17 protein-coding genes and 1 pseudogene are annotated in these 22,406 nt (G+C 45.1%); 9 read left to right on the top strand and 9 right to left on the bottom strand.

All coding sequences use genetic code 11. The features are described 5' to 3' along the window. Positions 1-21 precede the first annotated feature (21 nt). Together L865_RS23245 and norR are read right to left on the bottom strand one after the other, a co-directional pair. Positions 22-1,938 (bottom strand): annotated as a pseudogene (locus L865_RS23245) (peptidase U32 family protein). Positions 1,939-2,042: 104 nt separating this feature from the next. After that, complete coding sequence (gene norR, locus L865_RS0106410) at positions 2,043-3,614, bottom strand: nitric oxide reductase transcriptional regulator NorR (RefSeq protein ID WP_028772475.1); 1,572 nt, start codon at positions 3,612-3,614, stop codon at positions 2,043-2,045. A gap of 282 nt (positions 3,615-3,896) precedes the next feature. On the opposite strand from norR, the gene L865_RS0106405 reads away from it, so the two are divergent. The 3 genes from L865_RS0106405 to hmpA all read left to right on the top strand — a co-directional run bounded on the left by L865_RS0106405 (position 3,897) and on the right by hmpA (position 6,895). Next, the gene (locus tag L865_RS0106405; protein WP_051484482.1) at positions 3,897-4,193 is read left to right on the top strand and encodes a hypothetical protein; all 297 of its coding nucleotides are present in this window, start codon (positions 3,897-3,899) and stop codon (positions 4,191-4,193) included. Between the two features lie 94 nt (positions 4,194-4,287). Beyond that, positions 4,288-5,553, top strand: a complete 1,266-nt coding sequence (locus L865_RS0106400; RefSeq protein WP_084632481.1) for an NnrS family protein — start codon at positions 4,288-4,290, stop codon at positions 5,551-5,553. A 118-nt stretch (positions 5,554-5,671) separates the two neighbouring features. Further along, positions 5,672-6,895 (top strand): NO-inducible flavohemoprotein, encoded by a 1,224-nt coding sequence (hmpA, locus tag L865_RS0106395; protein ID WP_028772472.1) that lies wholly within the window; start codon positions 5,672-5,674, stop codon positions 6,893-6,895. A gap of 49 nt (positions 6,896-6,944) precedes the next feature. Here the strand turns inward: hmpA and L865_RS0106390 are convergent, their stop codons facing one another. After that, the gene (locus L865_RS0106390; protein WP_028772471.1) at positions 6,945-7,619 is read right to left on the bottom strand and encodes a nitroreductase family protein; all 675 of its coding nucleotides are present in this window, start codon (positions 7,617-7,619) and stop codon (positions 6,945-6,947) included. Positions 7,620-7,947: 328 nt separating this feature from the next. On the opposite strand from L865_RS0106390, the gene L865_RS0106385 reads away from it, so the two are divergent. Then, positions 7,948-9,633 carry a sensor domain-containing diguanylate cyclase gene (locus L865_RS0106385; protein ID WP_051484481.1) on the top strand — a complete coding sequence of 562 codons (1,686 nt, stop codon included), beginning with the start codon at positions 7,948-7,950 and terminating at the stop codon, positions 9,631-9,633. A gap of 95 nt (positions 9,634-9,728) precedes the next feature. Here L865_RS0106385 and L865_RS0106380 read toward each other — a convergent pair whose 3' ends face one another. Both L865_RS0106380 and L865_RS0106375 read right to left on the bottom strand, forming a co-directional pair. Continuing rightward, positions 9,729-11,864, bottom strand: a complete 2,136-nt coding sequence (locus L865_RS0106380) for a TonB-dependent siderophore receptor (protein WP_028772469.1) — start codon at positions 11,862-11,864, stop codon at positions 9,729-9,731. Between the two features lie 467 nt (positions 11,865-12,331). Next, the gene (locus tag L865_RS0106375) at positions 12,332-13,054 is read right to left on the bottom strand and encodes a FadR/GntR family transcriptional regulator (RefSeq protein ID WP_037470659.1); all 723 of its coding nucleotides are present in this window, start codon (positions 13,052-13,054) and stop codon (positions 12,332-12,334) included. Positions 13,055-13,475: 421 nt separating this feature from the next. Between L865_RS0106375 and L865_RS0106370 the strand changes: the two genes are divergently transcribed. The 4 genes from L865_RS0106370 to L865_RS0106355 all read left to right on the top strand — a co-directional run bounded on the left by L865_RS0106370 (position 13,476) and on the right by L865_RS0106355 (position 18,763). Beyond that, positions 13,476-15,152 (top strand): FAD-dependent oxidoreductase, encoded by a 1,677-nt coding sequence (locus tag L865_RS0106370; protein ID WP_028772467.1) that lies wholly within the window; start codon positions 13,476-13,478, stop codon positions 15,150-15,152. Positions 15,153-15,223: 71 nt separating this feature from the next. Next, entirely contained in the window at positions 15,224-15,577 is a 354-nt protein-coding gene (locus tag L865_RS0106365) for a cytochrome c3 family protein (RefSeq protein WP_028772466.1), read from the top strand. 47 nt (positions 15,578-15,624) lie between these two features. Then, complete coding sequence (locus L865_RS0106360; protein ID WP_028772465.1) at positions 15,625-16,878, top strand: OprD family outer membrane porin; 1,254 nt, start codon at positions 15,625-15,627, stop codon at positions 16,876-16,878. Between the two features lie 124 nt (positions 16,879-17,002). Continuing rightward, a complete protein-coding gene (locus tag L865_RS0106355) occupies positions 17,003-18,763 on the top strand; it encodes a tannase/feruloyl esterase family alpha/beta hydrolase (protein WP_028772464.1) in 1,761 nt (586 codons plus the stop codon). A gap of 250 nt (positions 18,764-19,013) precedes the next feature. Here the strand turns inward: L865_RS0106355 and L865_RS0106350 are convergent, their stop codons facing one another. The 3 genes from L865_RS0106350 to nagB all read right to left on the bottom strand — a co-directional run bounded on the left by L865_RS0106350 (position 19,014) and on the right by nagB (position 20,758). Then, positions 19,014-19,550 carry an SRPBCC family protein gene (locus L865_RS0106350; protein WP_028772463.1) on the bottom strand — a complete coding sequence of 179 codons (537 nt, stop codon included), beginning with the start codon at positions 19,548-19,550 and terminating at the stop codon, positions 19,014-19,016. A 69-nt stretch (positions 19,551-19,619) separates the two neighbouring features. Beyond that, the gene (locus tag L865_RS25420) at positions 19,620-19,757 is read right to left on the bottom strand and encodes a hypothetical protein (RefSeq protein ID WP_157577471.1); all 138 of its coding nucleotides are present in this window, start codon (positions 19,755-19,757) and stop codon (positions 19,620-19,622) included. A gap of 206 nt (positions 19,758-19,963) precedes the next feature. Beyond that, positions 19,964-20,758 carry a glucosamine-6-phosphate deaminase gene (nagB, locus tag L865_RS0106345; RefSeq protein WP_028772462.1) on the bottom strand — a complete coding sequence of 265 codons (795 nt, stop codon included), beginning with the start codon at positions 20,756-20,758 and terminating at the stop codon, positions 19,964-19,966. Between the two features lie 229 nt (positions 20,759-20,987). On the opposite strand from nagB, the gene L865_RS23240 reads away from it, so the two are divergent. Next, the gene (locus L865_RS23240) at positions 20,988-21,575 is read left to right on the top strand and encodes a pseudouridine synthase (protein WP_037470656.1); all 588 of its coding nucleotides are present in this window, start codon (positions 20,988-20,990) and stop codon (positions 21,573-21,575) included. Between the two features lie 553 nt (positions 21,576-22,128). On the opposite strand, the gene L865_RS0106335 is transcribed toward L865_RS23240, so the two are convergent. Beyond that, a partial coding sequence (locus tag L865_RS0106335; RefSeq protein WP_028772461.1) for an IS3 family transposase occupies positions 22,129-22,406 on the bottom strand: 278 nt, incomplete at its 5' end.

Below are 22,406 nucleotides of genomic sequence, written 5' to 3'. Positions count from 1 at the left end.
TAGTGTATTGACCCAGCTAGCTTATACCTGTCTATTGGCACCAACAACCATCATTTCACACTTAGGGCAATCAAATACTAGTTTAAGCACATCTTTACCAATCTCTAGCACCATAGGGTCGGCTTTAATTCCCGGTACCTCTTTTGGACAAAGATTAAAATTAAATCGTAAGCAGTGCTTAGTGACCATTAAGGGCGCATCTTCGGTAATACCGTTTTTCTCATAGGTGTCTTCTATCTCAATCACACCATGCTGAGTATAAAACGCTTTGGCTTGTTCATTAGCCACATTACCCATAAAGCTTAAATGCTTCACTGGATACACCGCATCTTGATTGTGTTTCCAGGCTGTGGGACGCAGATAGTCATTCACTCTAGCGGCTTCCAGTGCGCTCACAGCTTCACGACGTAAACCATTAAGCAGCGAGGCCGGCATAAACCACATCTGCTCAGTATTAATTTGCACTTCACGGGCGCTAAAGTCGGTGCTGCCTAATTTACTTAATTGCTTGCGGATATTCTTAGTGGTTTTTTCAATATCACTGGCCAATTGCTTTTCAACCACAATGGCCGCCGTCCCCTGATGACCGTATTGATCGGTAATGGTCAAACTGACCCCGTCTTCGCTATCGGTTAAGCACAAGTCCGCTTGGATAATTCGCTTAGATGACTCTTTTGCCAACACCATCTCAAATGCTTGGTTGTGATTTCGATAAAGCGTCGCGCCCACTTTTAAGTCTTTAGGCATGGTTGTGACATAGAGCTTGAGCCCATCAGCACGGTTAACTCGTAACCCCTGCAACTTATCATCAGATTGCTTTGCTTGAGTGTAATTAGGCGGAAAATAGGCTAAGCCATCGCCATTGTTAAACACCTCAGTTGAGCTGACTTCAATAAAGTCTTTGCCTAACTAAATAACTTTACCGACCTCTTCACCTATGTATTTAGGCGAACGGAAGTCACTCACGCCTTGGCTACGCTCATTGACAAAGTAGTCAGTTCGGCCACGGTTGAAGGTTTTCTCTGGATCTGGGGTAAATGTATGCTCGCAGCGACCATGGGATGAGGCGCTAAGCTCTGGACGCTTAGCAATGATCTTGTCGAGTGCTTGACGATAGTGGGCGGTGACGTTTTTCACGTAACTTAAGTCTTTCAAGCGGCCTTCAATTTTAAAAGAACGCACGCCAGCATCAATCAAAGCCTCAAGGTTGTCAGTCTGGTTATTATCTTTTAGCGATAACAGATGCTCGTTTTCTGCTAACACTTCGCCTTGACGGGTTTTAAGCTCACCTGGCAAACGGCACATTTGCGAACATTCACCACGGTTAGCGCTGCGATTACTAAAAGCATGGCTCAAATTACACAGGCCGCTATAGGCCACACACAAGGCTCCGTGAATGAAAAACTCAATCTGCATGTTAGTGTTTTTAGCCACTTCACGGATTTGGGTTAATCCTAGTTCACGGGCGAGTACCACTTGAGAGAAGCCGACTTGCTCTAAAAAGGCAACTTTTTCTGGGCTACGGTTATCCATCTGCGTGCTGGCATGCAGTGCTATTGGCGGAATATCCAGTTGCAATATGCCCATGTCTTGCACAATCAGCGCATCGGCACCGGCGTTATAAACACCCCAGATAAGTTGTTGCGCCTGCGGTAATTCTTCATCCATCAAAATCGTGTTTATCGCGACAAACACTTGCGCATGGTAACGATGAGCAAATTCACATAAGCGGGCGATATCTTCAACGCTGTTACCCGCTGTCGCACGAGCACCAAACACAGGACCGCCTATGTATACGGCATCCGCACCATGTTTGATCGCCTCAATGCCGTAATCGGCGTTTTTCGCCGGTGCCAGCAGCTCCAATCGATTCGATTGCACCGCAACCGGCTCTTTCGGGGGCTGTTCATTAGGTCTAAAGATGCCAACACTGCTCATAAACTTAGTCTCAAACTCGATTAACCGACATATTTGGGGCACGGATTATAGCAAAGTCGCAGCGATTTCGCCCAATTGAATATAAATTGTTGCTAAAGCAATACTCAGTTTAGCTCTACCCGTTTGCTCACTTGTATGCCTAAGCGTTTGGCTAAACGGTTTAAATTAGCACGATCCACATTCAGCGATTTAGCTGCTGCAGACCAATTTCCTTGATGATCAGCCAGTTTTTGCATAATCAATTGTCGCTGAAAGGCTTCCGTTTGCTGCTTGAGATTAAGCTGAGTATCAACAGCTACTGCTGCGCTGGCTGCTATGGGCTGCGTATCGGATTGCTGCGGCATGGTCAACGCTAGGTGAGTTAAACCGATACGCACAATATCGGTGCGACTATCACCACGGGCACGCAGCGCTGCACGGCTAATTACATGCTCAAGTTCACGCACATTGCCGGGCCAGTCATACGCCGACAATAAGGCTAAAGCATCTGCGGTTATCGCCAACTGCCCCATTCCTAACTTACGCCGAGTAAGCTCAATAAAATACCCTGCCAGCAAGCTGATATCGCCGCCACGCTCGCGCAGTGCTGGCACTTGCAACGGATAAACACTGAGGCGGTGGTATAGATCAGCACGAAAACGCCCCTGTTCAACTTCAACGGCAAGTTGACGATTGGTCGCTGCTACAATGCGCACGTCGACGTGCTCAATACTGTCTTTGCCAACCACTTGGATCTCTTGATTTTGCAGGGCACGTAACAGTTTGCTCTGTACCGCAAGCGGTAGCTCACCAATCTCATCAAGAAAAATAGTGCCGCCACTGGCGAGGCTGAACTTACCCACACGGTCACGATCTGCTCCGGTAAAAGCACCTTTTACGTGACCAAACAACTCACTTTCAATCAGGGTTTCCGGCAATGCGGCGCAGTTAACATAAACTAAAGGGGCATCACGGCGAGAAGAGCGAGTGTGAATGGTTCTGGCCACCAGCTCCTTGCCGACACCGGTATCGCCTTCAATCAGTATCGAATAGTCAGAGCCTGCCACCATGTCAATTTCATTTTTAAGCTTGAGCATGACCTCGCTGTCACCGATAAGCTCGCCGCCATCTTTCACCAAGGCTTCATGGGTTAACTCAGCGACCACTTGCTGACTATGCTGCGAATGACTTTCTAGCTCCTGCAGCATCATGGCAGTATTTAAGGTGGCAGCGGACATAGCTGCGATAATATCCAAGCTGCGTTTGGGAATATCATCAAACACATTGGGCACCATGCTGTCTAATGTCAGCACCCCGATTAGCTGATCATTGGCCAGCAGTGGCAGCCCCATACAAGCATGCACAGGCAGATCGCCATCGTGAACCAATAACAGGCCATCGTAGGGATCAGGTAAGCCACAGTCTGCAGCAAAGCGTACCGGCTCCGTTGACTGACATATCTGTAAAAAACGCGGGTGGGCACCAATCTCAAATCGTCGCCCTAAGGTTTCTTTGGCAAGCCCTTGCAGTGCCAAAGGTTTTAGCTGCTCACCTTGTACATGTAGCAATACCACCGCATCACAATCCACCGCATGGCGCACCGTACTCAGCAAGCGATCAAACCTGTCTTTATCCGCCAAGCTTTGGGTCAAATCTAACGCTAAGGCAATTAGCGCAGCAGAGGAGATTTCGCTCATGTTGTCATCCTAGTTCAACAGCTTAATTTGGCACGATGCCAAGTAATCGGCGCGATATCAGTCTAACACCACAGTCAAAAAGATACCAAGCAGTCTTTTTGACAGCAAAAATAGTGAGTCATAAAGACTCTTTTTTTCAATGTAAAAATCATAATTAATTGATTATTAGTGATTTTTATAATTGGCACGATTATCGCTATTACAGTGTTAGTTACCCAAAATAAATTATCGCCGACACCTCAAGATTGCCGTCACGATAATGGCTTATTAAGGAGCATTACTATGCAAACCATGACCTTAACAACTCCCGATTATTTCGCGACGCCATCGACTCATGCCCAAATCGCTCAAGGTCCCAGTTTCTATCAGCGTGTGCAGTCGGCGGGCAACATCACTATGGCTATCGCCGTGATCGGCATGTTGCTCAGCATATTGGTGGGATACACCTTTGCCACTCATTTCTCTTTAGTGGCCCAAGTTGCCAGCCATATAGCGCTCATCCTATTCGCAACCTTTATCAAAATCGGCTACGTGGTGCGCTGTATCGGCTTAGATGGACTGGGGTACAAACAGCTTTAAGTGGCCGCTGACAAGTTAGCAGCGTTAGCTGTCTCTAGCCAACGACTAACCCCCTTAACTCACAACTCGACAACTCAATAACAAGAAGCAGGCTATGGCAAAACAACCTATTAAGCTAAATAGCAAAACTATCCTAAATAGTGATGGTCAGCTCAGCCAAATATCTCCACAACGTACTGTTGGATTGACCAACACGATTGCTAAACACCCGCTGTGGGAGCTGGCTTTTCGCCCATGGTTTATCGCTGCCAGCCTACTATCTTGTATCAGTATGCTAGCTTGGTGGTTAGCGCTTACGGGTAACGACATAATGCTTAGCAATAGCAGCTTATCGCCTGTCGTTTGGCATATCCATGAAATGCTATTTGGTTTTGGGGCCACTATCGCTGTGGGCTTTTTATTAACCGCCGCACAAACATGGACCGGCAAGCAGAGTATTCATGGCTGGAGATTGATTGCGTTGACCCTGATCTGGCTAGCAGCTAGAGGCCTGATTTGGTTTGCCACTGACGGACTACAATGGCTGACTGTCGGCATGCAAAGCCTGTGGTGGTTAATCAGTATCACCTACCTCGCGACGATGGTAGTCACTGCTAAAAGTCAGCGTAACTATCAATTCATTCCATTGCTAAGCATGATGATGCTGCTCAATATTGGGGTTTTGCTCAGTGACTTTGCTAACAACACTGCGCTGGCTCTGCATTTATCTCGCTCGGCAATTTTAGTCTTTGGCCTGCTAGTCGGCATAGTCGCGGGCAGAGTTATCCCCTTTTTCACCGGTCGCGGCGCGCAACATGCCAAGGTCACAGCAACGCCCATGCTCGATAAGTTACTGCTTATAAGTACAGTCATCGGCGCCAGTGTTTTTCTGCTAGGTTATTTTGTGCCATTACCTTTCACGCCCGCTAGTCTGCTGATTCTCAGTGGCACCTTACACTTGATGAGACAGTATTTTTGGGCGCCACTGGCAACCGCCAAGGTCCCTCTGCTGTGGTCTTTGCACGCGTCATACTTTGCTTTAGCCATAGGTTTAATCGGCTTAGGGCTAAGCTATCACGTCGATAGTATTCGTTTTGCCGATGCATTACACATGATCACCGTCGGCACGATAGGTGCGATGATCTTAGCGATGATTTCACGGGTCTCGTTAGGCCATACCGGACGTGCACTGAGTGTCCACCGCAACATGATTGCAGCCTTCGCATTGCTGCTGATAGGCGCTGTAGCGCGGGTCGCATTGCCAAGCGTTGGCCAACCGATACTTGGCTGGCAACTCAGTGCTGGCTGCTGGATTATCGCTTTTGGGCTATTTCTTTGGCACTACATACCAATTCTCACAGCGGCAAGGGCCAGTAAATAAGCTTAAACCTGAATAACCCGACACTTTATTCACCTGAAGCAACAACTTGGCCTGATTGGGCTAATATATGGGTAGTCAGCATTGGCTACCGATAATGACAACAAAAAAGGATATATCGATGTTATCTGCGCAACATATCAATACCGTAAAAAGTACCGTGCCATTACTAGAATCAGCCGGCACTGCCATTACTGAACATTTTTACCAGCGTATGTTTAGCCACAACCCTGAGCTAAAAGATATTTTTAACTTGAGCCACCAACATTCTGGCGGCCAAAGTGCGGCGTTATTCAATGCCATTTTGGCCTATGCCAAACACATCGACAACCTTGCGGCATTAGGTAGCGCAGTGGAACGCATTGCCCATAAACACACGAGCTTTCACATTCAGCCCGAACACTACCCCATCGTCGGCCATTACTTAATTGAGACACTAAGAGAACTGGCACCTGATGCGTTTACCGCTGAAGTAGAAGAAGCTTGGACCGCAGCTTATGGGCTGCTGGCCAATGTCTTTATAGATAAAGAAGCCAGCTTGTATCACGCCAGCAGTCACAAGACCGGCGGTTGGCAGGGCCCAAGGGGGTTTATCATCAGTGACAAGGTCATTGAATCTGAGTTAGTCACGAGTTTTATCCTCAGCCCAGAAGATGGTCTGGCGGTCGCCGATTACCTACCCGGACAATACATCGGTATTAAAGTTGCTCCCGACGGTCACCCACATCAAGAGATCCGCCAGTACTCGCTATCTGATAAGGCCAATGGCACTCACTATCGTATTTCTGTCAAACGCGAGTCTGCCAATGCTGCTGCAACAGGCGAGTCAGCAGTGGATGGTGTTGTGTCCAATTATCTGCATCACAGCGTAAACGTGGGTGACCGTGTCGAGTTGTTTGCGCCTGCCGGTGATTTCCATTACCAAGATAATGATAAGCCAGTTGTGCTCATTTCTGCCGGTGTGGGGATCACCCCAATGCAGGCGATGCTAGAAACCTTAGCCAGTAATAAACATCAACATGGCATCACTTATTTGCATGCCTGTGAAAATGCCGCGCAGTTATCATTTCAATCACGTGTTGCGCAATTAAGTGAAGCATTACCGCTGCGCTGCCACCTATGGCTTAATCAGCAGCAAACCAGTGACTCGATCAAAGGTACTGAGGTTCACCAAGGCCTAATGCAACTGGCTCCTATAGCCGAGCAATTACCCCTTAATGATGGTGATTTCTATCTTTGTGGACCCGTTGCTTTTATGCGCGCAGTGCAGCAGCAATTATTGGCGCTGGGCGTGCAGAGCGATGCCATTCATTATGAAGTTTTTGGTCCCCATGCCACGCTCTAATATTGACAAGTTCGAGTGAAAAAAACGGGCATCATTGATGCCCGTTTTTTTATAGGAAAGTACAAATTTCATCCAGCGATTTTTTCTTAGTTGAATGCTCAGGAATGGTGGCATCGTCATCAGGATAACCCACCACTATCAGCATATAAGGCCTATCAACATCATTGTCTCGGTTACAGACTTTACTCAAAAAAGACATAGGCTTAGGCGTATGGGTTAGTGTACCTAATCCAGCATGATGCAAGGCTTGCAGCAAAAAGCCTGTGGCAATGCCAACCGACTCATGAACGTAGTAATTAGTCGTATCTTCATTGTTATCTAGGCCGCCACGTTTTTGTGAAAACACCGCAATCAGCCACGGCGCTTTTTCAAGGTAGCTTTTATTAGCATCGGTTCCCAACGGCTTCAGTGCTTCTAGCCATTCTTCGCCAGCTCTGCCCTCATAGAAAGAGCGCTCTAACGCCTCAGCTTGCTCGCGAATTTGCGCTTTCACTTCAGGATCGCTAATGGCGACAAAATGCCAAGGTTGATGATTGGCACCACTTGGCGCTGTCGCTGCAGTCTGAATACACTTGGCAATAATTTCCTGTGGTACAGGCTTGTCTGAAAACATCCGAATACTGTGCCGGCGCTTCACTTCTGTATATTGCTCAGTGGCACGGGTAAGCATCTCAGCTTCACTGTATTTAATAAAATCGGTGAGTGGGTGATGAATCTCTGACATGCGCAATCCTTAGTCTAAAACAGTGCCAATAAACGATGACCCAAACTAGCAAACCTGACAACAAAAATCAGCTTTTCTAAGCAACGCTAAAATAACTCATCCTTGTAGCAGTTGCTTTACACAGCCTCAATTTCATTGCGCACGCAACAAAACTTTACCGATTAATACCAATAGCCGAGCCCCTTGGATGTTAAGATACTGTAAACTAGCCAACTATCATTGCCGGTAAGCAACCCAATCGCGCAGATAATTTGGCCAACTCCATATAAAGTGACCTTTAACTATGTTGACTCATCGATGGGCACCACTCGTTTTGTTATGCATATTCGTGTTGAGCAGCTTTTACACCGCGGCCCAAGCCAACGCGCGTCAAGCTATTGCCTCGATTGACATTAGCCATGAATATCACCAGCCCATCGGCGAGCACAGCTATGTTTATCACCCCGAACAGCCCATCCAAGCAATACAAGCAAGGCAGTTGTTTCAACAAGGTCAATTTACGCGACAAAATAGCCCGACCATTAACTTCGGCATTGGGGCGGAGCCAACCTGGATAGCCGTTGAGTTTCTCAATCCCAACGACAAGCCAACAAGCCGGTTCTTTCAAATCAAAAACTCCTGGTTAAACCGTATCGAGCTTTACCAGTTTCATCAACAAGCTGTGACTAAAGTGCGTATTTTGGGGGACCAATATCCGTTTGATCAACGTGCTGACAACGGCCGTTACTTCAATAGCATGCTGATGCTACCGCCGGGTAAATCGCAGCTACTACTTCATATTGCCAGCCCAGACCCTATGGTCGTGCCGATGTATTTACTCACCCATAATCAAGCGGCAGACGAGCTGGAGTTTGAAAGTTATACCTACGGGTTTATTTATGGCGCAATAACCTGTTTATTGATCTATAACCTGATGCTGTTTATCGGTATGCGTAGCATCAGTTACCTACTCTATTCCTTGTTTTTGTTTTCTTTTTTACTAATGAACTTAGCCTATACTGGCCATGGGTTTCGCTGGTTCTGGTCTAACACTCCTATGTGGCAACAGTGGGGCTTACCACTACTGATGATGACCTTCAATGTATTTGGCTTGCTGTTTGCGTTACGGTTTTTAAATATTCGCCAACTCTACCCGCGACTACATAGGTTAATCAGTACTATCTGCATTGGTTTCCCTGGTCTCTTTGGCTTAGCGTACCTGTTTGACGACCAGGTGATGGCATTGATCCTTGCCTTTGATTTTATGCTGTTGTTCTCTTTTCTGATGCTGATGTTGGGGTTCTTTGCATGGCGCGCCAATATGCCCAACGCGAAAATTTTTCTGCTGGCATCGGTATCATCAATGTTAGGTACCGCGACTACCGGTCTTGCTGTTATTGGCGTAATTCCCTACAGCAATATGACCTTTAGAGCAGGAGAAGTGGGCTTACTGATTGATGTGGTCTTGCTGGCTTTAGCGCTGGCGAACAAGTTTAGAATTAGCGAGCGCGACAAACTGCACGCCGAATACATGGCTAAAACGGATCCACTCACAGGTTTGAACAACCGCCGGGCTTTTTATCAGAAAACCCAACAGTTTATTAAGGCCAGCAAAGCAGATAAGAGCCTAGTTGTTGTGATCATCGATATTGATCATTTTAAAGCGATTAATGACAACTACGGTCATCAAACAGGTGACAAGGTATTGATTGCAATTGCTAAACAGATCCAGGCTAGCCAACGACAGCAAGATATCGCCGCTCGCTGGGGGGGAGAAGAGTTTATTATCGTATTACCGCAAACCAAGATGAAAGCAGCTCAGGCCATTGCTGAGGGTATACGCCAGCGCATTTCACAATTGAGATTCAGCGCTGATGCTAGCGATCTTGCCGTTACAGCCAGTATCGGCCTCGCTTACGGGCACCTGCGTAATACCGCCTTCGATGAGTTAATCGAACAAGCCGATAAACAGCTGTATCAAGCCAAAAGCCAAGGCCGCAATCAAACTTGCCCCTTGATAGCGCAAACCGCATAGCCTTGCTAGCGGGTAAAGGGTTTACATACAAAAAGGCCATAGCGTCAGCTATGGCCTTTTTGTATCGCTACGTTGCCCGCGAGTGGCTAGCGCAACTAGAAGTTATATCTCACATTAGCGGTAATGGTACGGCGCTGACCATAGAAACAATCACCGCGCGCTAAACAGCTCGTAATAACGGTGTCATCGGTAATATTATCCACGTTAACGCTAATATCAAATTGGTCAAACTCGTAGCCAATCATCATATCAAACAGGTGATAAGCATCCGTATTTAACGCATTATGCGCTACCGTACCATCAGGCAATACGACGTCAATACTGCCATCAGAGGTTTCGCCAACATAACGGAAACCGACACCGGCTTTGAAGCCTTGCCAGAAAGACTGTGGGCGATAGGTTAACCAAGTCGACAACATGTGATCTGGCATAGCGGCTAACTTAGCGCCATCTTCACCTAACGTTGAGCTATGTTTGGTTGAGTCGGTATAGGCATAACTTGCATAGACATCAATCTCATCCCACTCTAACTGCGCTTCAAGCTCTAGACCTTGAATTTCAACTTCACCTAATTGTAAAGTCAGATCTGGCCCTGCCGACTGCTTGCGGTTTTTGTCGGTGATATCAAATACCGATGCGGTGAATAGATGCTCAGTGCCACTGGGTTGATACTTAACCCCCACCTCATACTGCTCACCTTCTTGGGGCTTAAATGGTGTACCTACTTCATTAGAGCCATAAATAGGTAGAAACGATTGTGAGTAACTTGCATAGGGTGCAATACCCGAGTCGAAGCTATACAAAATTCCCAGTCTACCGGTTGTGGCACTTTGATCTTGAGTGCCTTCTGTAGCCGTGTCAGATTCGACTTGATCGTGTCGCAAAGCACCACTGATCACCCAGCTACCAAACTTAATCGAGTCTTGCAGGTATATACCCAGTTGCTGGCTTTTCTCTGCTGGCGAATCAGGAATATCCGCATCAGTCGGATACTGCTCTGGGTTAACGCCGTATTGCGGATCATAAATATCAATCAAGCCACCGCCGTTCCAAACAAATAGACGGTCGGTATCAATTTCCACATCTTGATAATCAACACCGAAGGTTAAGTTGTGCTCCACTGAGCCGGTGTCAAACTTGGCTTGTAGGCGCAGATCTGAAGTATATGCCTCAGCCGTTGCATCACTCATTGAAATTGAGCGTAATAGCGAACGATTGTCAGCTTGCAACGCAAATGGCCAAGCATACATAGTGCGGTAAGTCGATTCACTGTCTACGTATCGCGTCGCCCAATGTAGCGACATATAGTCATTAAGCTCTTGATCGATTAATAAGGTGATCGCACGCTGCTGCGTGTCATATTGGTCAAACCCAGGCTCACTGACAAAACGCTCACTTGGGATCTGGCCATTAGGCGCAGGCAGAATTGTGCCAACATGAGGGAAAAACTGGGTGCTTGAACCCGATTCATTCTTTTGCAAGTTGGCCAGTAAGGTAATCTTAGTGCTGTCTGTGGCAAACCAAGTTAATGCAGGGGCAACAAAGTAGCTGTTATCTTCAACATGATCGGTTTGGGTATCACTGTCACGGTACAAACCGGTTAAGCGGTACAACCAGGTCTCATCTTCATCGATGGCACCGGTTACGTCCGCGGCTAGTTGCTTGCGATCGTAGTTACCAACTTGTGCCCAAATTTCACCTTTTTGCTCAGCTTCAGGACGCTTAGTCACTAAGTTAATGATACCGCCCGTTGAGCCTTGACCATAAAGTACTGATGAAGGACCTTTAAGAATTTCAATCTGCTGCAACATATAGGGATTGGTACGGACATTGTTATAGTTACCAAACATCATCTGTAAACCATCTTGATATTGCAGCGGCGACACGCCACGAATTTGTGCCCAGTCACCGCGGGTGTCGACGCCATAGGGACCATTATAGACCCCGGCCACGTATCCTATGGCGTCTTGTACGTTTTCTGCCCCCAAGTCAGTAATACGTTTTTCGGTTAATACCGAGATTGAAGACGGCGTTTCAATAATCGGCATATCCGTTTTAGCCGCAGAAGCACTGACATAAGAGATCAGGCCTTTACCACTAATGGTGATGATCTCCATTTCACTCTCATCTGCCGCAGCAGTTGTCGTTGGCTCTTCTGCCCAGCTAGGCTGTGCAGTCAGGGACATCGCAAGTAGCAACCCTGGGTATTTTAGTTTAAACATTTGGTCCATCATCAGCCTCTTTGGTAACACTAGCAGGTCTCTAAACACACTAAAAAGGCCAAAGATCTTAATGAAAATGATAACCACTCTCAACAAAATTTACATTTGAGTTACTAATATAAAAAACATGAGGAGGTAAACTGTTAACCAGTTGAATTTATTAAACATTACCAATAAAAAATAGAGTGAATTTTACCGTTATCTATCTCTTAAACCAGTAATAGATTAAAAGTAAGGAATACGAAAATAGCATGAATAGTAATGGAAAAGTCTTCCCAAACAGAGACAAAAAAGCAAACTAATCTGAAATTGGCGATCTACCTATACTCACGACACAGCCCGTATACAGGTTGTTTCCAAAGGAATTCGCAAATCATTGTCTCAACATTCACCAGAGGTATTAAGGCATATAAAACCTTTTATATTGATATTTAGCAGTTCAACTACTGCGCTTTTGAACAATATTAAATTAAAGTTCAGCTAGCTAAGCTTTCTCTATATTGTCTTTCAATTTCTTGAGTGATAGTTAAAAACGTTTTGAGGTGAAGATACATTTCACGTTCAGCTTTAGCTCCATCACCTGCAATGACCGCTTCCACAATAACATCATGAAGACCCGCAGGGTGTATCTCATCTGTATTAGGTTGAAATTCTTCGGTAATTCTTCCTACCAGTTGAATCATAGATTTAACGATCGCAGTCAAATAGCGATTGTTACACATATCCGCGAGCAAATAATGAACATGACTTCTTAACATTACCGTTTCTGGATACTCCAATGAGTCATTTTCTTTCGAACAGGCTAACCTGAGCTTTTCGGCACATTCTTCTGTACAGTTCTCAGCAGCCAAGCGAGCAACCATAGGCTCGATGTTCAGTCTTGCTTCGCAAATTTCACTAAACGTCATTTGATTCATGAAGAATAAATCTTTAGTCGCTGAAGTCAGTCTTTCAAAGGTCAACTCTTTAATAAATGCACCACCAGTAGCGCCTTGCTTTATTTGCACTAAGCCACTGGCTTCTAAAGCTTTAATCGACTCTCTGACTACCGTGCGACTAACACAAAAAGTCGCAATGAGTTCTCGTTCAGAAGGTAGCTTTTCACCAGCAAGGTATTGCCCTTTAAAAATAGCCGACTTTAGTTGATTGAAAACTTCTTCAGAAGCCTTTACTTGTTTGACAGGTTTGAAAGGGGTCAAAATACATCCTCAAAGTAGATAGATCATAATTCTATCACATACGTATATTAGTAGTAGTTTCTCGATTAATTCCCGGCCATTATTTCCCACCAATGCTCCTAGCGCTGATTTTTCAATAAAGCAACATACAGATAGCAAATCCTCAAACCATTGTTGATTTTAGTGAACCCTACGTGAAAAAAACTCAATATGTGATGCTTTTTACAGCTTGGAACTTTTTCCGTGTACAGCCAAATTCAAATGTCATACATTTTAAATATCAAATGTCATACATTTGATATTTATAAAAACATGATGGCTGCACAACGTCACACAGCCTCGTTCTCACTTTCTATAACAAGAAAATAGATACCTTGCGAAGTTTAAAGCAGAACAAACGGTAATTAGCGCCAATCCAGTTCGCGGGGCAAAGGAGCATGAAATGAGTAAAAATAAATCACCTGAAACTAAGGTCATGGATCAATACACAAAAAATGTACTGCAAAATGGTATATCTCGCCGAAGCTTTTTATCCCGCGCGACGATGGGAACCGGTGCCGTAGCATTTGCTGGCTTAACGGGTTCTAGTGCACTTGCTGAAACTGTCGACAACCAAAACTTAGCGAAAAGTAGCGATGGCGGTGCAACATTAGATTTCATGCCGAAACCTAAAGCCATTAAAGATAGCCAAATATCCTCAACACAAACATTTGATGTCGTAGTTGTCGGCGCCGGGGCTTCGGGTGTGCCAGCAGCTTTATCTGCAGCTGAAAGTGGTGCAAAAGTCGCCGTAATTCAAAAGCAAGCCATTGTGGTTTCTCAGGGCAATACTGGTTCCGGGCTCGATATAAAAAACTGTGATAAAGCGGGTGTAGAAGCACTAGTCAATAGATTATTAAGTGACAGTGCACACCGTGCCAACCCAGCCCTACTAAGAAAGTGGGCCTATAACTCAGGAGAAGCAGTTTCTTGGGTTATTGACCGTACCCAAAAGGGCGGTGGTAGTATTGTCGATCAGGGAACAGGGCCTCAACATGGTATTCGTGGCCTCACAGAATATAAACTGAACTTTGTGACTTCTTTCTGTGGCCCTAAGCCTTACACCACAGGCGATGGCATGCGCGACCTTGCTAAAGTCGCTGAAAAAGCTGGGGTTAAATTTTTCTTCAACACCCCAGCGAATCAACTAATCCAAGATCCGTCTGGCAAAGTTATCGGTGTTATTGCCCAAAACCGTGACGGTTCATACCACAAGTTTATGGCTAGAAAAGGTGTGATCGTATCTGCAGGTGATTACCAGAACAACAAAGCCATGTGTGATTTCTTCATTCCAGACTTAAAACACTTTGAGCGCAAGCAAATGGACCGTACCGGTGACGGTTTCAATATGGTTTATTGGGCAGGTGGTGTCATTGAGCCAATCGGTCATACCAAAATGCTACACGACTTTGACGCAGGACCTGCCTCTATGTGTGACATGCCATTCCTAGCAGTCAATCGCCAGGGTAAGCGCTTTGTCAACGAAACTGTTGATATGTCGCTAATGAATAACTACTTGCGCACCGCAGAAGACGCAGGCTACTACTCGCAGATTTTTGACTCTAACTATATGACTGACGCCAAAGACTGGCCTGGCAAATTGTGGTCACCTGAAGAAATAAAAAAGTACATGCCAGAAGACCCAACTGAAAAGAAAGGCGTGTATGCATCGCAAGTCAATACTTTCAAAGCAAATACATTAGAAGAGCTTGCGGTCAAATTAGGTTGCGATCCAAAAACCTTTAAAGCCAATGTTGAGCGTTATAACGAGTTATGCAAAAAAGGCCAAGATGAAGATTTTGGGAAGCCATCTAATCGCCTTGCTCCAGTACTCAAAGCGCCATTCTATGGCATTCACCGCCGTATGCGCATCTCCGCCATCAACTCAGGCATGTTAGTTGACGTAAATCAACAAGCACTCAATGCGGATGGCAACCCAATTGGCGGCTTATTTGTTACCGGCAATATGGCTGGCGGTTTCTATGGTGGCGTTGATTACCCACTCACTGTATTTGGCTTGTCTTTAGGCCGCTGTTACACGGAAGGCTATTTGACAGGTAAGTACGTGGCAAAACTGTAACTCATTAATGAATAACAAAGTTGATGCCCGATATTTCGGGCGCCTTCAAAATGAAACAATGGAATAAAACTATGAAAAAAATAACACTTCACAAAATCGTGTTGTCTCTTGCTTTCAGCTTGTTTACAACGGGAGCAATCGCTGCTGATTCGCAGTTACTTGAAGCAACGCATAAAGATGCTGGCCTAGTTTGTAAAGACTGCCATATTAACAATATGAAAGATGAAGTACGCATGACGACGTGTATCGAGTGTCATGACACTGCTGAACTAGCTGAAACAACGGCTGGTCACCCTATTACCAACCCGCATGAAAATCGCCATTTCGGTACAGAAACTAACTGTAACTATTGCCACAAACAACACGAAGAGTCTGTGAACTACTGTGGCAGTTGTCATTTACGATTTGATTTAGTTACGCCATAAGGTTTGGTTAAAAAACCAAGTATCTAAATATAACAAGGATTACAGTTATGAAAACTAAATTACTACCTATTGTCGCAGCTTGTTTGACAGTAAATCCTGCCTTTGCTGCTGACCCATTAGAAAATATATTCAAAGACGGCAGCTTTAAGGGTCAACTACAACTATTTGATTTCCAAAGAGACTTTGATAGTGAGGCTACCGATCGCCGTGATACTAGTTTGGGCGGGCTATTCTACTTACGCTCCGGCGAGTCAAACGGCATTAGCTTTGGCGGCTCATTTGCTTCTGCAAACCCAATTTGGGAAACCAATGATGGCCTTTATGGTCTAGTTGGCGGCGGCGCGCCAGGTATGGTGACTGAGCGCCAATCAGTTAACCGCCTACAAGAATACTTTGTTAATGGTAATTGGTACGACACTAACATCAGAATTGGTGCTCAAGAGCTACGTACGCCGATGATGAATCCATTCCCATTGCGCGCAATTCCGTTTACTTATCGCGGTGTAAGTATTGAAAATACATCATTCGATAACCTTAAACTCTCTGCACTGTACATTACTGACTACATGGGCTGGACTAACGAAGAGTTCGTGTCTGTTGCTGACGGAGTAAAAGGTGAGATGCAACGTAATGGCATTAATGTTGCTGATATTGACTTTGATGACAACCCAATGATTGCTGTAGGTGCGAACTACACCATTCCAACTGATGTCGTTAAAGCCAAAACAAGCCTGTGGTACTACTCCATGGAAGATGTATACAGTCAATATCACCTCAAATTCGACATAAGTAAGCAGTTTGGAGCGACTGAATGGTACTTCAAGCCATCGTATTTAAAGCAAGACTCAATTGGCAACCTAGATGCCACAGAGGCTAATTTTGACACCTACCAAGCCGGCTTCCATTTAGGTACAAAATGGAATGGCTTTGACGCCACGGTTAAGTACGTGAAAACTGGCGATGGCTTTGTAGTTGCGCCATTTGGTGACGACAAAGTCATTATTCAACAAGTTCATCAATCAGCTCGAGCTGAAGAAGAAGCTTATGGCGCTCAACTTGGTTATCGATTTAACGAGGACTCAGTATTAAGTGGTGTCAGCGCTTATGTTAACTACGCCAATTATCAAGTTGATGGTAATAGCGCAACAGATATTGACGAAACAGATTTCTCTGTTACTTACGATTTAGCACAATATGTTGATGGTCTAAGCGTTCGAGCCCGCCACGCAATAGTTAGTTACGCAGAAGGTGATGACCTTACTGATACTCGCTTCTACGTTTACTATAAATTTAAGCTGTAACTTTTCATCATGAAGTAGGCCCCTCATCAGACTTACTTTGCTCCCCGGAGCCAGTGCTCAACTGGCTGGCTCCACTCCCCCCCCTGCTGCGTAAATTACTATAATATTAAAATATGGAGTTGTTATGACGTACAAATTTAATGCTATTGCTATCGCTGTTGCTTTATCCGTTCCACTTACGGCCTGTAATAGCTCAGACAATAATAAAAATACCAATCTTCCCATTCTCGGAGAGGCAGAACCTGCAACGCTTGAACTCTGCGATGAATTAATCACCGAATTCGATTTTAACGACACAACAATTACTTCTGCGGTAAAGGTTGAAGCAGGTGAAGTTTCAGGCTTCACCGCACCAGAGCATTGTGTTATTACTGGCGAAATGGAATCACGTTTGGGTAATGGCCTGCAAGGTTCAACAGAACAACCTTATGCAATTAAATTTGAAATGCGCTTACCCATCGATTGGACTGGGCGCTACTACTATCAAGCCAATGGCGGCTTAGACGGCCGAGTAAATGCAGCCGTTGGTACCTTTTTAAGATTTGTCCACAAAGATGAAAGCGCACTTAACCACGGCTTTGCAGTTATTAGCTCTGATGCGGGCCATGAGGGGTATGGGCAGCAATACTTCGGGCTAGATAACCAAGCACGACTTAATTATGGTTACCAAGCGGTCGAAAAGCTTACACCAATGGCTAAGTCGTTAATCGAGAAAGCCTACGGCAAAGCGCCAGATCGTTCTTATTTTGGTGGGTGTTCTAATGGCGGCCGTCACACTATGGTCGCAGCAAGCCGGCTACCTGAACAATATGATGGATACCTTGTCGCTAACCCTGGACTCGATCTGCCGCAAGCCGCTATTACACAGTTATATGGTGTTCAACAATTCGCCACTTTAATCCCTGATGGTACTGCTATGGACTCTGCTGCGGCGATTAAAAGTGCTGTAGAGGCAACAGTTACCCCAGCAGAGTATATGCTAATCGCAAATACTGTTACGAAACTGTGTGATGCCTTAGATGGCGCAGCAGATGGCATGGTAAATAATATTGTGGGTTGCCAAATGGCGTTTGATATACAACGAGATGTACCAAGTTGTGTGGGCGAACGAGATGGCACCTGTTTAACGGATGAGCAAAAGACCGCATTAGACAACATAATGCAAGGACCACAAAAATCAGATGGCACAGCACTTTATGCTCAATTCCCATATGACATTGGTATTGGCTATGATGGCTGGATATCTTGGGAAATGGTTAACGCTTTTAGTCGCGATGCAGGCACTGTGGCGACCGTGTTTAGTGTGCCGCCGACAGAATTTGATGACTATAATGTTTATGGCGATCCTGGATTAATTGAAGCTTATCAATACTCAATTAACCTAGATATGGATGAAGCAAATTTTGCCATCAACCATACCACCAACGAATTCAATGAATCTGCCATGCAGTTTATGGGATTAAATGGCGAAGTAGCTTTTGATACGCTCCGAGAGCGTGGCGCCAAAATGATTGTAGTACATGGTTCTTCTGATCCGGTATTCTCAGTACAACACACCATTGATTGGTATCAAAACGTTGATGAGGCAAATGGGGGTAAAGCTGACTCTTTTGCTAAGTTATTCTTAGTACCAGGTATGAATCACTGTGGCCAAGGTCCAGCTACTGACCAAGTTAACTTCATCTTAGAAGACATTATTGCTTGGGTAGAAAGAGGTGAAGCACCAGAAAAAGTTATTGCCAATACCCGCGCAGAAAACCTAGATCTACCCAATAATTGGGCCAAAGATCGTTCACGCCCGCTCTGTCCTTTCCCTGAAATAGCGACCTATAATGGCACTGGCGATATGGAGAAAGCCGAAAGCTTCACCTGTATAAAGCCATAGACATCACCACAAAATACAGCTAACAATTTAACCTGCAACTCGACAGTAAAGCTCTACTCATTTTAGTAGAGCTTTACTCAATCAAAATCATTCACAGGCATTACTAGAACCGATGAAAGCGAGGCGTTGCTAGATAGGCTAACTGCGATGAAGGACTATCAATTAATCACTAACAGCAAATGCATTTTTGTGCTTGAAATGGCAATTCGCTATGGTCATGGCAAGTTAATTCAAGCTACCGAAATAGACGTTATTGCGCTTCAAGCAATGACTTTAATGAGTTCAGCCCTTGGCTTAAATCGTTATCAATCATGGTTTCAAAATCGATAAACCACATCATCAAATTCATCGGATAATCAAGGTGCCCAGTAAAACCCCAAGTGACTTGAGTATTATCAGCATCAATAGGGGTGACAATCATGTACGCCGGTGACACTGCCTCAAAAGGCGCTAAAAACCTGAGCTCATAATCAATGCGTTGCCCCGGTACAATCGCGGTGATCTCTTGCTCACCCTCGCCGACATCCGGATTATCGCTTTTCCAGGCAGACACAAAACCCACTTGGCCATCTTCGCCTCGATAGCTTTTTTGCATCTGTGGGTCCACCTGCGCCCAGACACTAAAATTATCTTGGTTTTTAAGTAACACCACATAGTCATAAACGGTTTGGTTATCTCGACCAATATCAACGCTGGTAACTACCGAGTAGTTTTTTGGCGCAAACAGTGCCAGTACAAACGGCAGCGCAATGAGTACAGCAAAGATGATGAGTACTTTTTTAAGCATGAGGTCTATTCCCTGTTAACGTTATCTATTATACCAATCAGTATAAACATTTAGTCACTCAGCGAGAGTTTAGCGGTTCTGAGGTAAGGCAACGAGTGAAGAGCATAGTTGTTCTACGGTTAAGCTCGTTAACACAGCATCAGAACTGTTAAAACTCGCCATTCTGGCGCGTTTTTGGCTACCTACTTCTGCGTTGAATAACCTCACAAGGGAGCAACCATTGTTTCAGTTATTCGCCTTGAATTAGTTTGCCAAAAGCGCGCTGAGTAGATCAAATTCTTATACTGATTGGTATTAACCATAGGAACTAACTGTGCTTGCCGTCAAATAGTTAACCAATTTAATCAGTTGGAATAGATAATTTAGCAATAAAAAAAGCAGGCTAAGCCTGCTTTTCTTGGATAAGGTGCCACTTACAACTTGGCGAGCTGTGCTTGCAGTTTCTGGTTCTCATTTTCAATGTGCTTATAGAACTCACAGTCAGACAACTTTGATGCAGCAGCTTCGTCGATGACTAAAACCGCATCGCGATGTAATTGCAACGCAGATGCTGGGCAAGATGCCGTTAGCGCACCTTCTACTGTTGCTAAAATAGCATCGGCTTTGTTTTCACCAGTAGCCAATAGCACGACTTTTTTGGCATCTAAAATCGTACCTATCCCCATGGTGATAGACAGGTGTGGTTGATATTCGTCGGCAGCAAAAAAACGGGCATTATCGTCGATGGTGGCTTTGGTCAAGGTTTTCACTCGAGTACGAGACATCAAGCCAGACGAAGGTTCATTAAAACCAATATGACCATTACGCCCGATACCAAGCAGTTGAATATCCACGCCGCCTGCGGCCACGATTTGCTGCTCATAACCTTCGCAGGCTGCAATAGGATCGCTGGCATCACCGGGTGGCACGTGAGTGTTGTCTTTGTTGATATCAACATGATCAAACAACTGCTCGTTCATGAAGTAACGATAACTTTGTGGATGGCTACCTGCTAAGCCTAAGTACTCATCGAGGTTAAACGTGGTGACATCCTTAAAACTGATCGTCCCTGACGTGGCTGCAACTATCAACTTTTGATAAAGCGCAACCGGGGTTGAGCCTGTGGCTAAACCTAAAACTGAGTTGGCTTTTTTCTGCAGTTGGTTGATAAAAATATTGGCACCGTAAGCCGCCACTTCATTACTGTCTTTTAAAATCACAATTTGCATAACGTTGACTCTATAAATGGAGATTGAATGTGGCTAAAGCGCCTAAGTGCACCAACCAGCTTCAGTAACTGCTGATGCCAGGCATTAACTCAGCGTTAATGCCATTTATTAACATAACTATAACCCCAAATGACAGCGCTGTCATCCATTAACTGTAAGCCAAAGTACATGCAGCTCCCTCTAAATGCCGTTACACTAGCTGTCTACCCTAAGCTAATTACAGTGCATTATGTCTGTTGCCCATTTTCGATGCTTTAAACCCTACGGAACCCTAAGCCAATTTGTCCCCGAGCAGCGTAAACGTAAGCCGTTATTGGCTGACTTAGGCTCTTTTCCTCAAGGAATTATGGCCATTGGTCGGCTAGACCATGACTCTGAAGGACTCATCTTATTAACCACAGATGGTAAAATGAGCCATTATGTACGCAGCAAAAACGTTGAAAAAGAGTACTACGTAGAAGTTGACGGCTTGATAACCCAAGCGGCCATACAGCAGTTAGGCCAAGGTGTGCGTATTACCCATAAAGGCCAGCCCCACCAAACCCTACCTTGCCAAGTAAAGCGACTCGATAGCGTACCCGACTTGCCAGACCGCGGCCGTAAAATCCGCGACGCTCGCCATGGTCCCACTAGCTGGGTGTCAATTGTGATCAATGAGGGTAAACACCGCCAAGTACGCAAAATGACCGCTGCAGTGGGTTTTGCTACTCTCAGGCTGGTCAGAGTTCGAGTCGGGCACATTCAACTCGGTGATATGCAAGTTGGCGAGGTTTTACCGTTTAGTGAAGCGGATATGCAACCTTTTGTGCAGAGTTAAAGGTATTAACATTGTAGTGCTTTGTCCCCCCCAGTTTCCAACTAAAAGCTGTGTTTTGTTCAATCTTAAGTGACATTAACGAATTGCTTGGTCTTGATTGTATCAACCTAGTTGCCTGCCGCAGGCTATTGTGCAGATACAACTACGAGACGCTGCAAGTACATCCCTGTAAGCTCTACCAAAACATCCATGTTTTGGAAGCTCGCAACTGTATCTACACCACAAATTTGTTTCTTGCCTGTGTACAATTTCATTTGTGTGATACGAGTGATTTCCAAACTCTGTTTGGATCAACGTCGTGGCGCTTTACCCACACCCAAGCTTTCGACCAAAAGCTTTATTTTGTTCAAATGTAAGTGAACCTGACATTGATTGTATCAGCCTAGTTGCCTGCCGCAGGCTATTGTGCAGATACAACTACGAGACGCTGCAAGTACATCCCTGTAAGCTCTGCCAAAACATCCATGTTTTGGAAGCTCGCAACTGTATCTACACCTGAAGTTTTTCTCTTCGATTCAAATTCATAGGCTCACAATGGTAAGCCCCTAGTTATCTAGACACTTTCTAGTTTCTCAAAATACTGCTTTTCGAACTTCATTGGTGACAGTCCGTTATTACTACCATGATGGCGCACTGGATTATAGAAATATTCGATATAGTTAAATATTTCTGAGCGTGCTTCATCTCTGGTTTTATAGACTTTTCGCTTAACTCTATCCTTCTTTAGGAGTGAGAAAAAACTCTCTGCAACAGCGTTATCATGGCAGTTCCCTCTGCGGCTCATACTTGCTTCAAGGTTGTGTTCTTTAAGAAAACTACGCCAATCTGAAC

The sequence above is a fragment of the Shewanella waksmanii ATCC BAA-643 genome (genome assembly GCF_000518805.1).
Lineage (GTDB): Bacteria > Pseudomonadota > Gammaproteobacteria > Enterobacterales > Shewanellaceae > Shewanella > Shewanella waksmanii.
Note: the sequence above shows the minus strand (reverse complement) of the source record. Positions and strands in the feature narration are given on the sequence as shown.

Bases quoted from the DNA above. Each gene is read 5' to 3' on its own strand.
- norR (WP_028772475.1), bottom strand. From the start codon at position 3,614: ATGAGCGAAATCTCCTCTGCTGCGCTAATTGCCTTAGCGTTAGATTTG.
- L865_RS0106405 (WP_051484482.1), top strand. From the start codon at position 3,897: ATGCAAACCATGACCTTAACAACTCCCGATTATTTCGCGACGCCATCG.
- L865_RS0106400 (WP_084632481.1), top strand. From the start codon at position 4,288: ATGGCAAAACAACCTATTAAGCTAAATAGCAAAACTATCCTAAATAGT.
- hmpA (WP_028772472.1), top strand. From the start codon at position 5,672: ATGTTATCTGCGCAACATATCAATACCGTAAAAAGTACCGTGCCATTA.
- L865_RS0106390 (WP_028772471.1), bottom strand. From the start codon at position 7,619: ATGTCAGAGATTCATCACCCACTCACCGATTTTATTAAATACAGTGAA.
- L865_RS0106380 (WP_028772469.1), bottom strand. From the start codon at position 11,864: ATGGACCAAATGTTTAAACTAAAATACCCAGGGTTGCTACTTGCGATG.
- L865_RS0106370 (WP_028772467.1), top strand. From the start codon at position 13,476: ATGAGTAAAAATAAATCACCTGAAACTAAGGTCATGGATCAATACACA.
- L865_RS0106365 (WP_028772466.1), top strand. From the start codon at position 15,224: ATGAAAAAAATAACACTTCACAAAATCGTGTTGTCTCTTGCTTTCAGC.
- L865_RS0106360 (WP_028772465.1), top strand. From the start codon at position 15,625: ATGAAAACTAAATTACTACCTATTGTCGCAGCTTGTTTGACAGTAAAT.
- L865_RS0106355 (WP_028772464.1), top strand. From the start codon at position 17,003: ATGACGTACAAATTTAATGCTATTGCTATCGCTGTTGCTTTATCCGTT.
- L865_RS0106350 (WP_028772463.1), bottom strand. From the start codon at position 19,550: ATGCTTAAAAAAGTACTCATCATCTTTGCTGTACTCATTGCGCTGCCG.
- nagB (WP_028772462.1), bottom strand. From the start codon at position 20,758: ATGCAAATTGTGATTTTAAAAGACAGTAATGAAGTGGCGGCTTACGGT.
- L865_RS23240 (WP_037470656.1), top strand. From the start codon at position 20,988: ATGTCTGTTGCCCATTTTCGATGCTTTAAACCCTACGGAACCCTAAGC.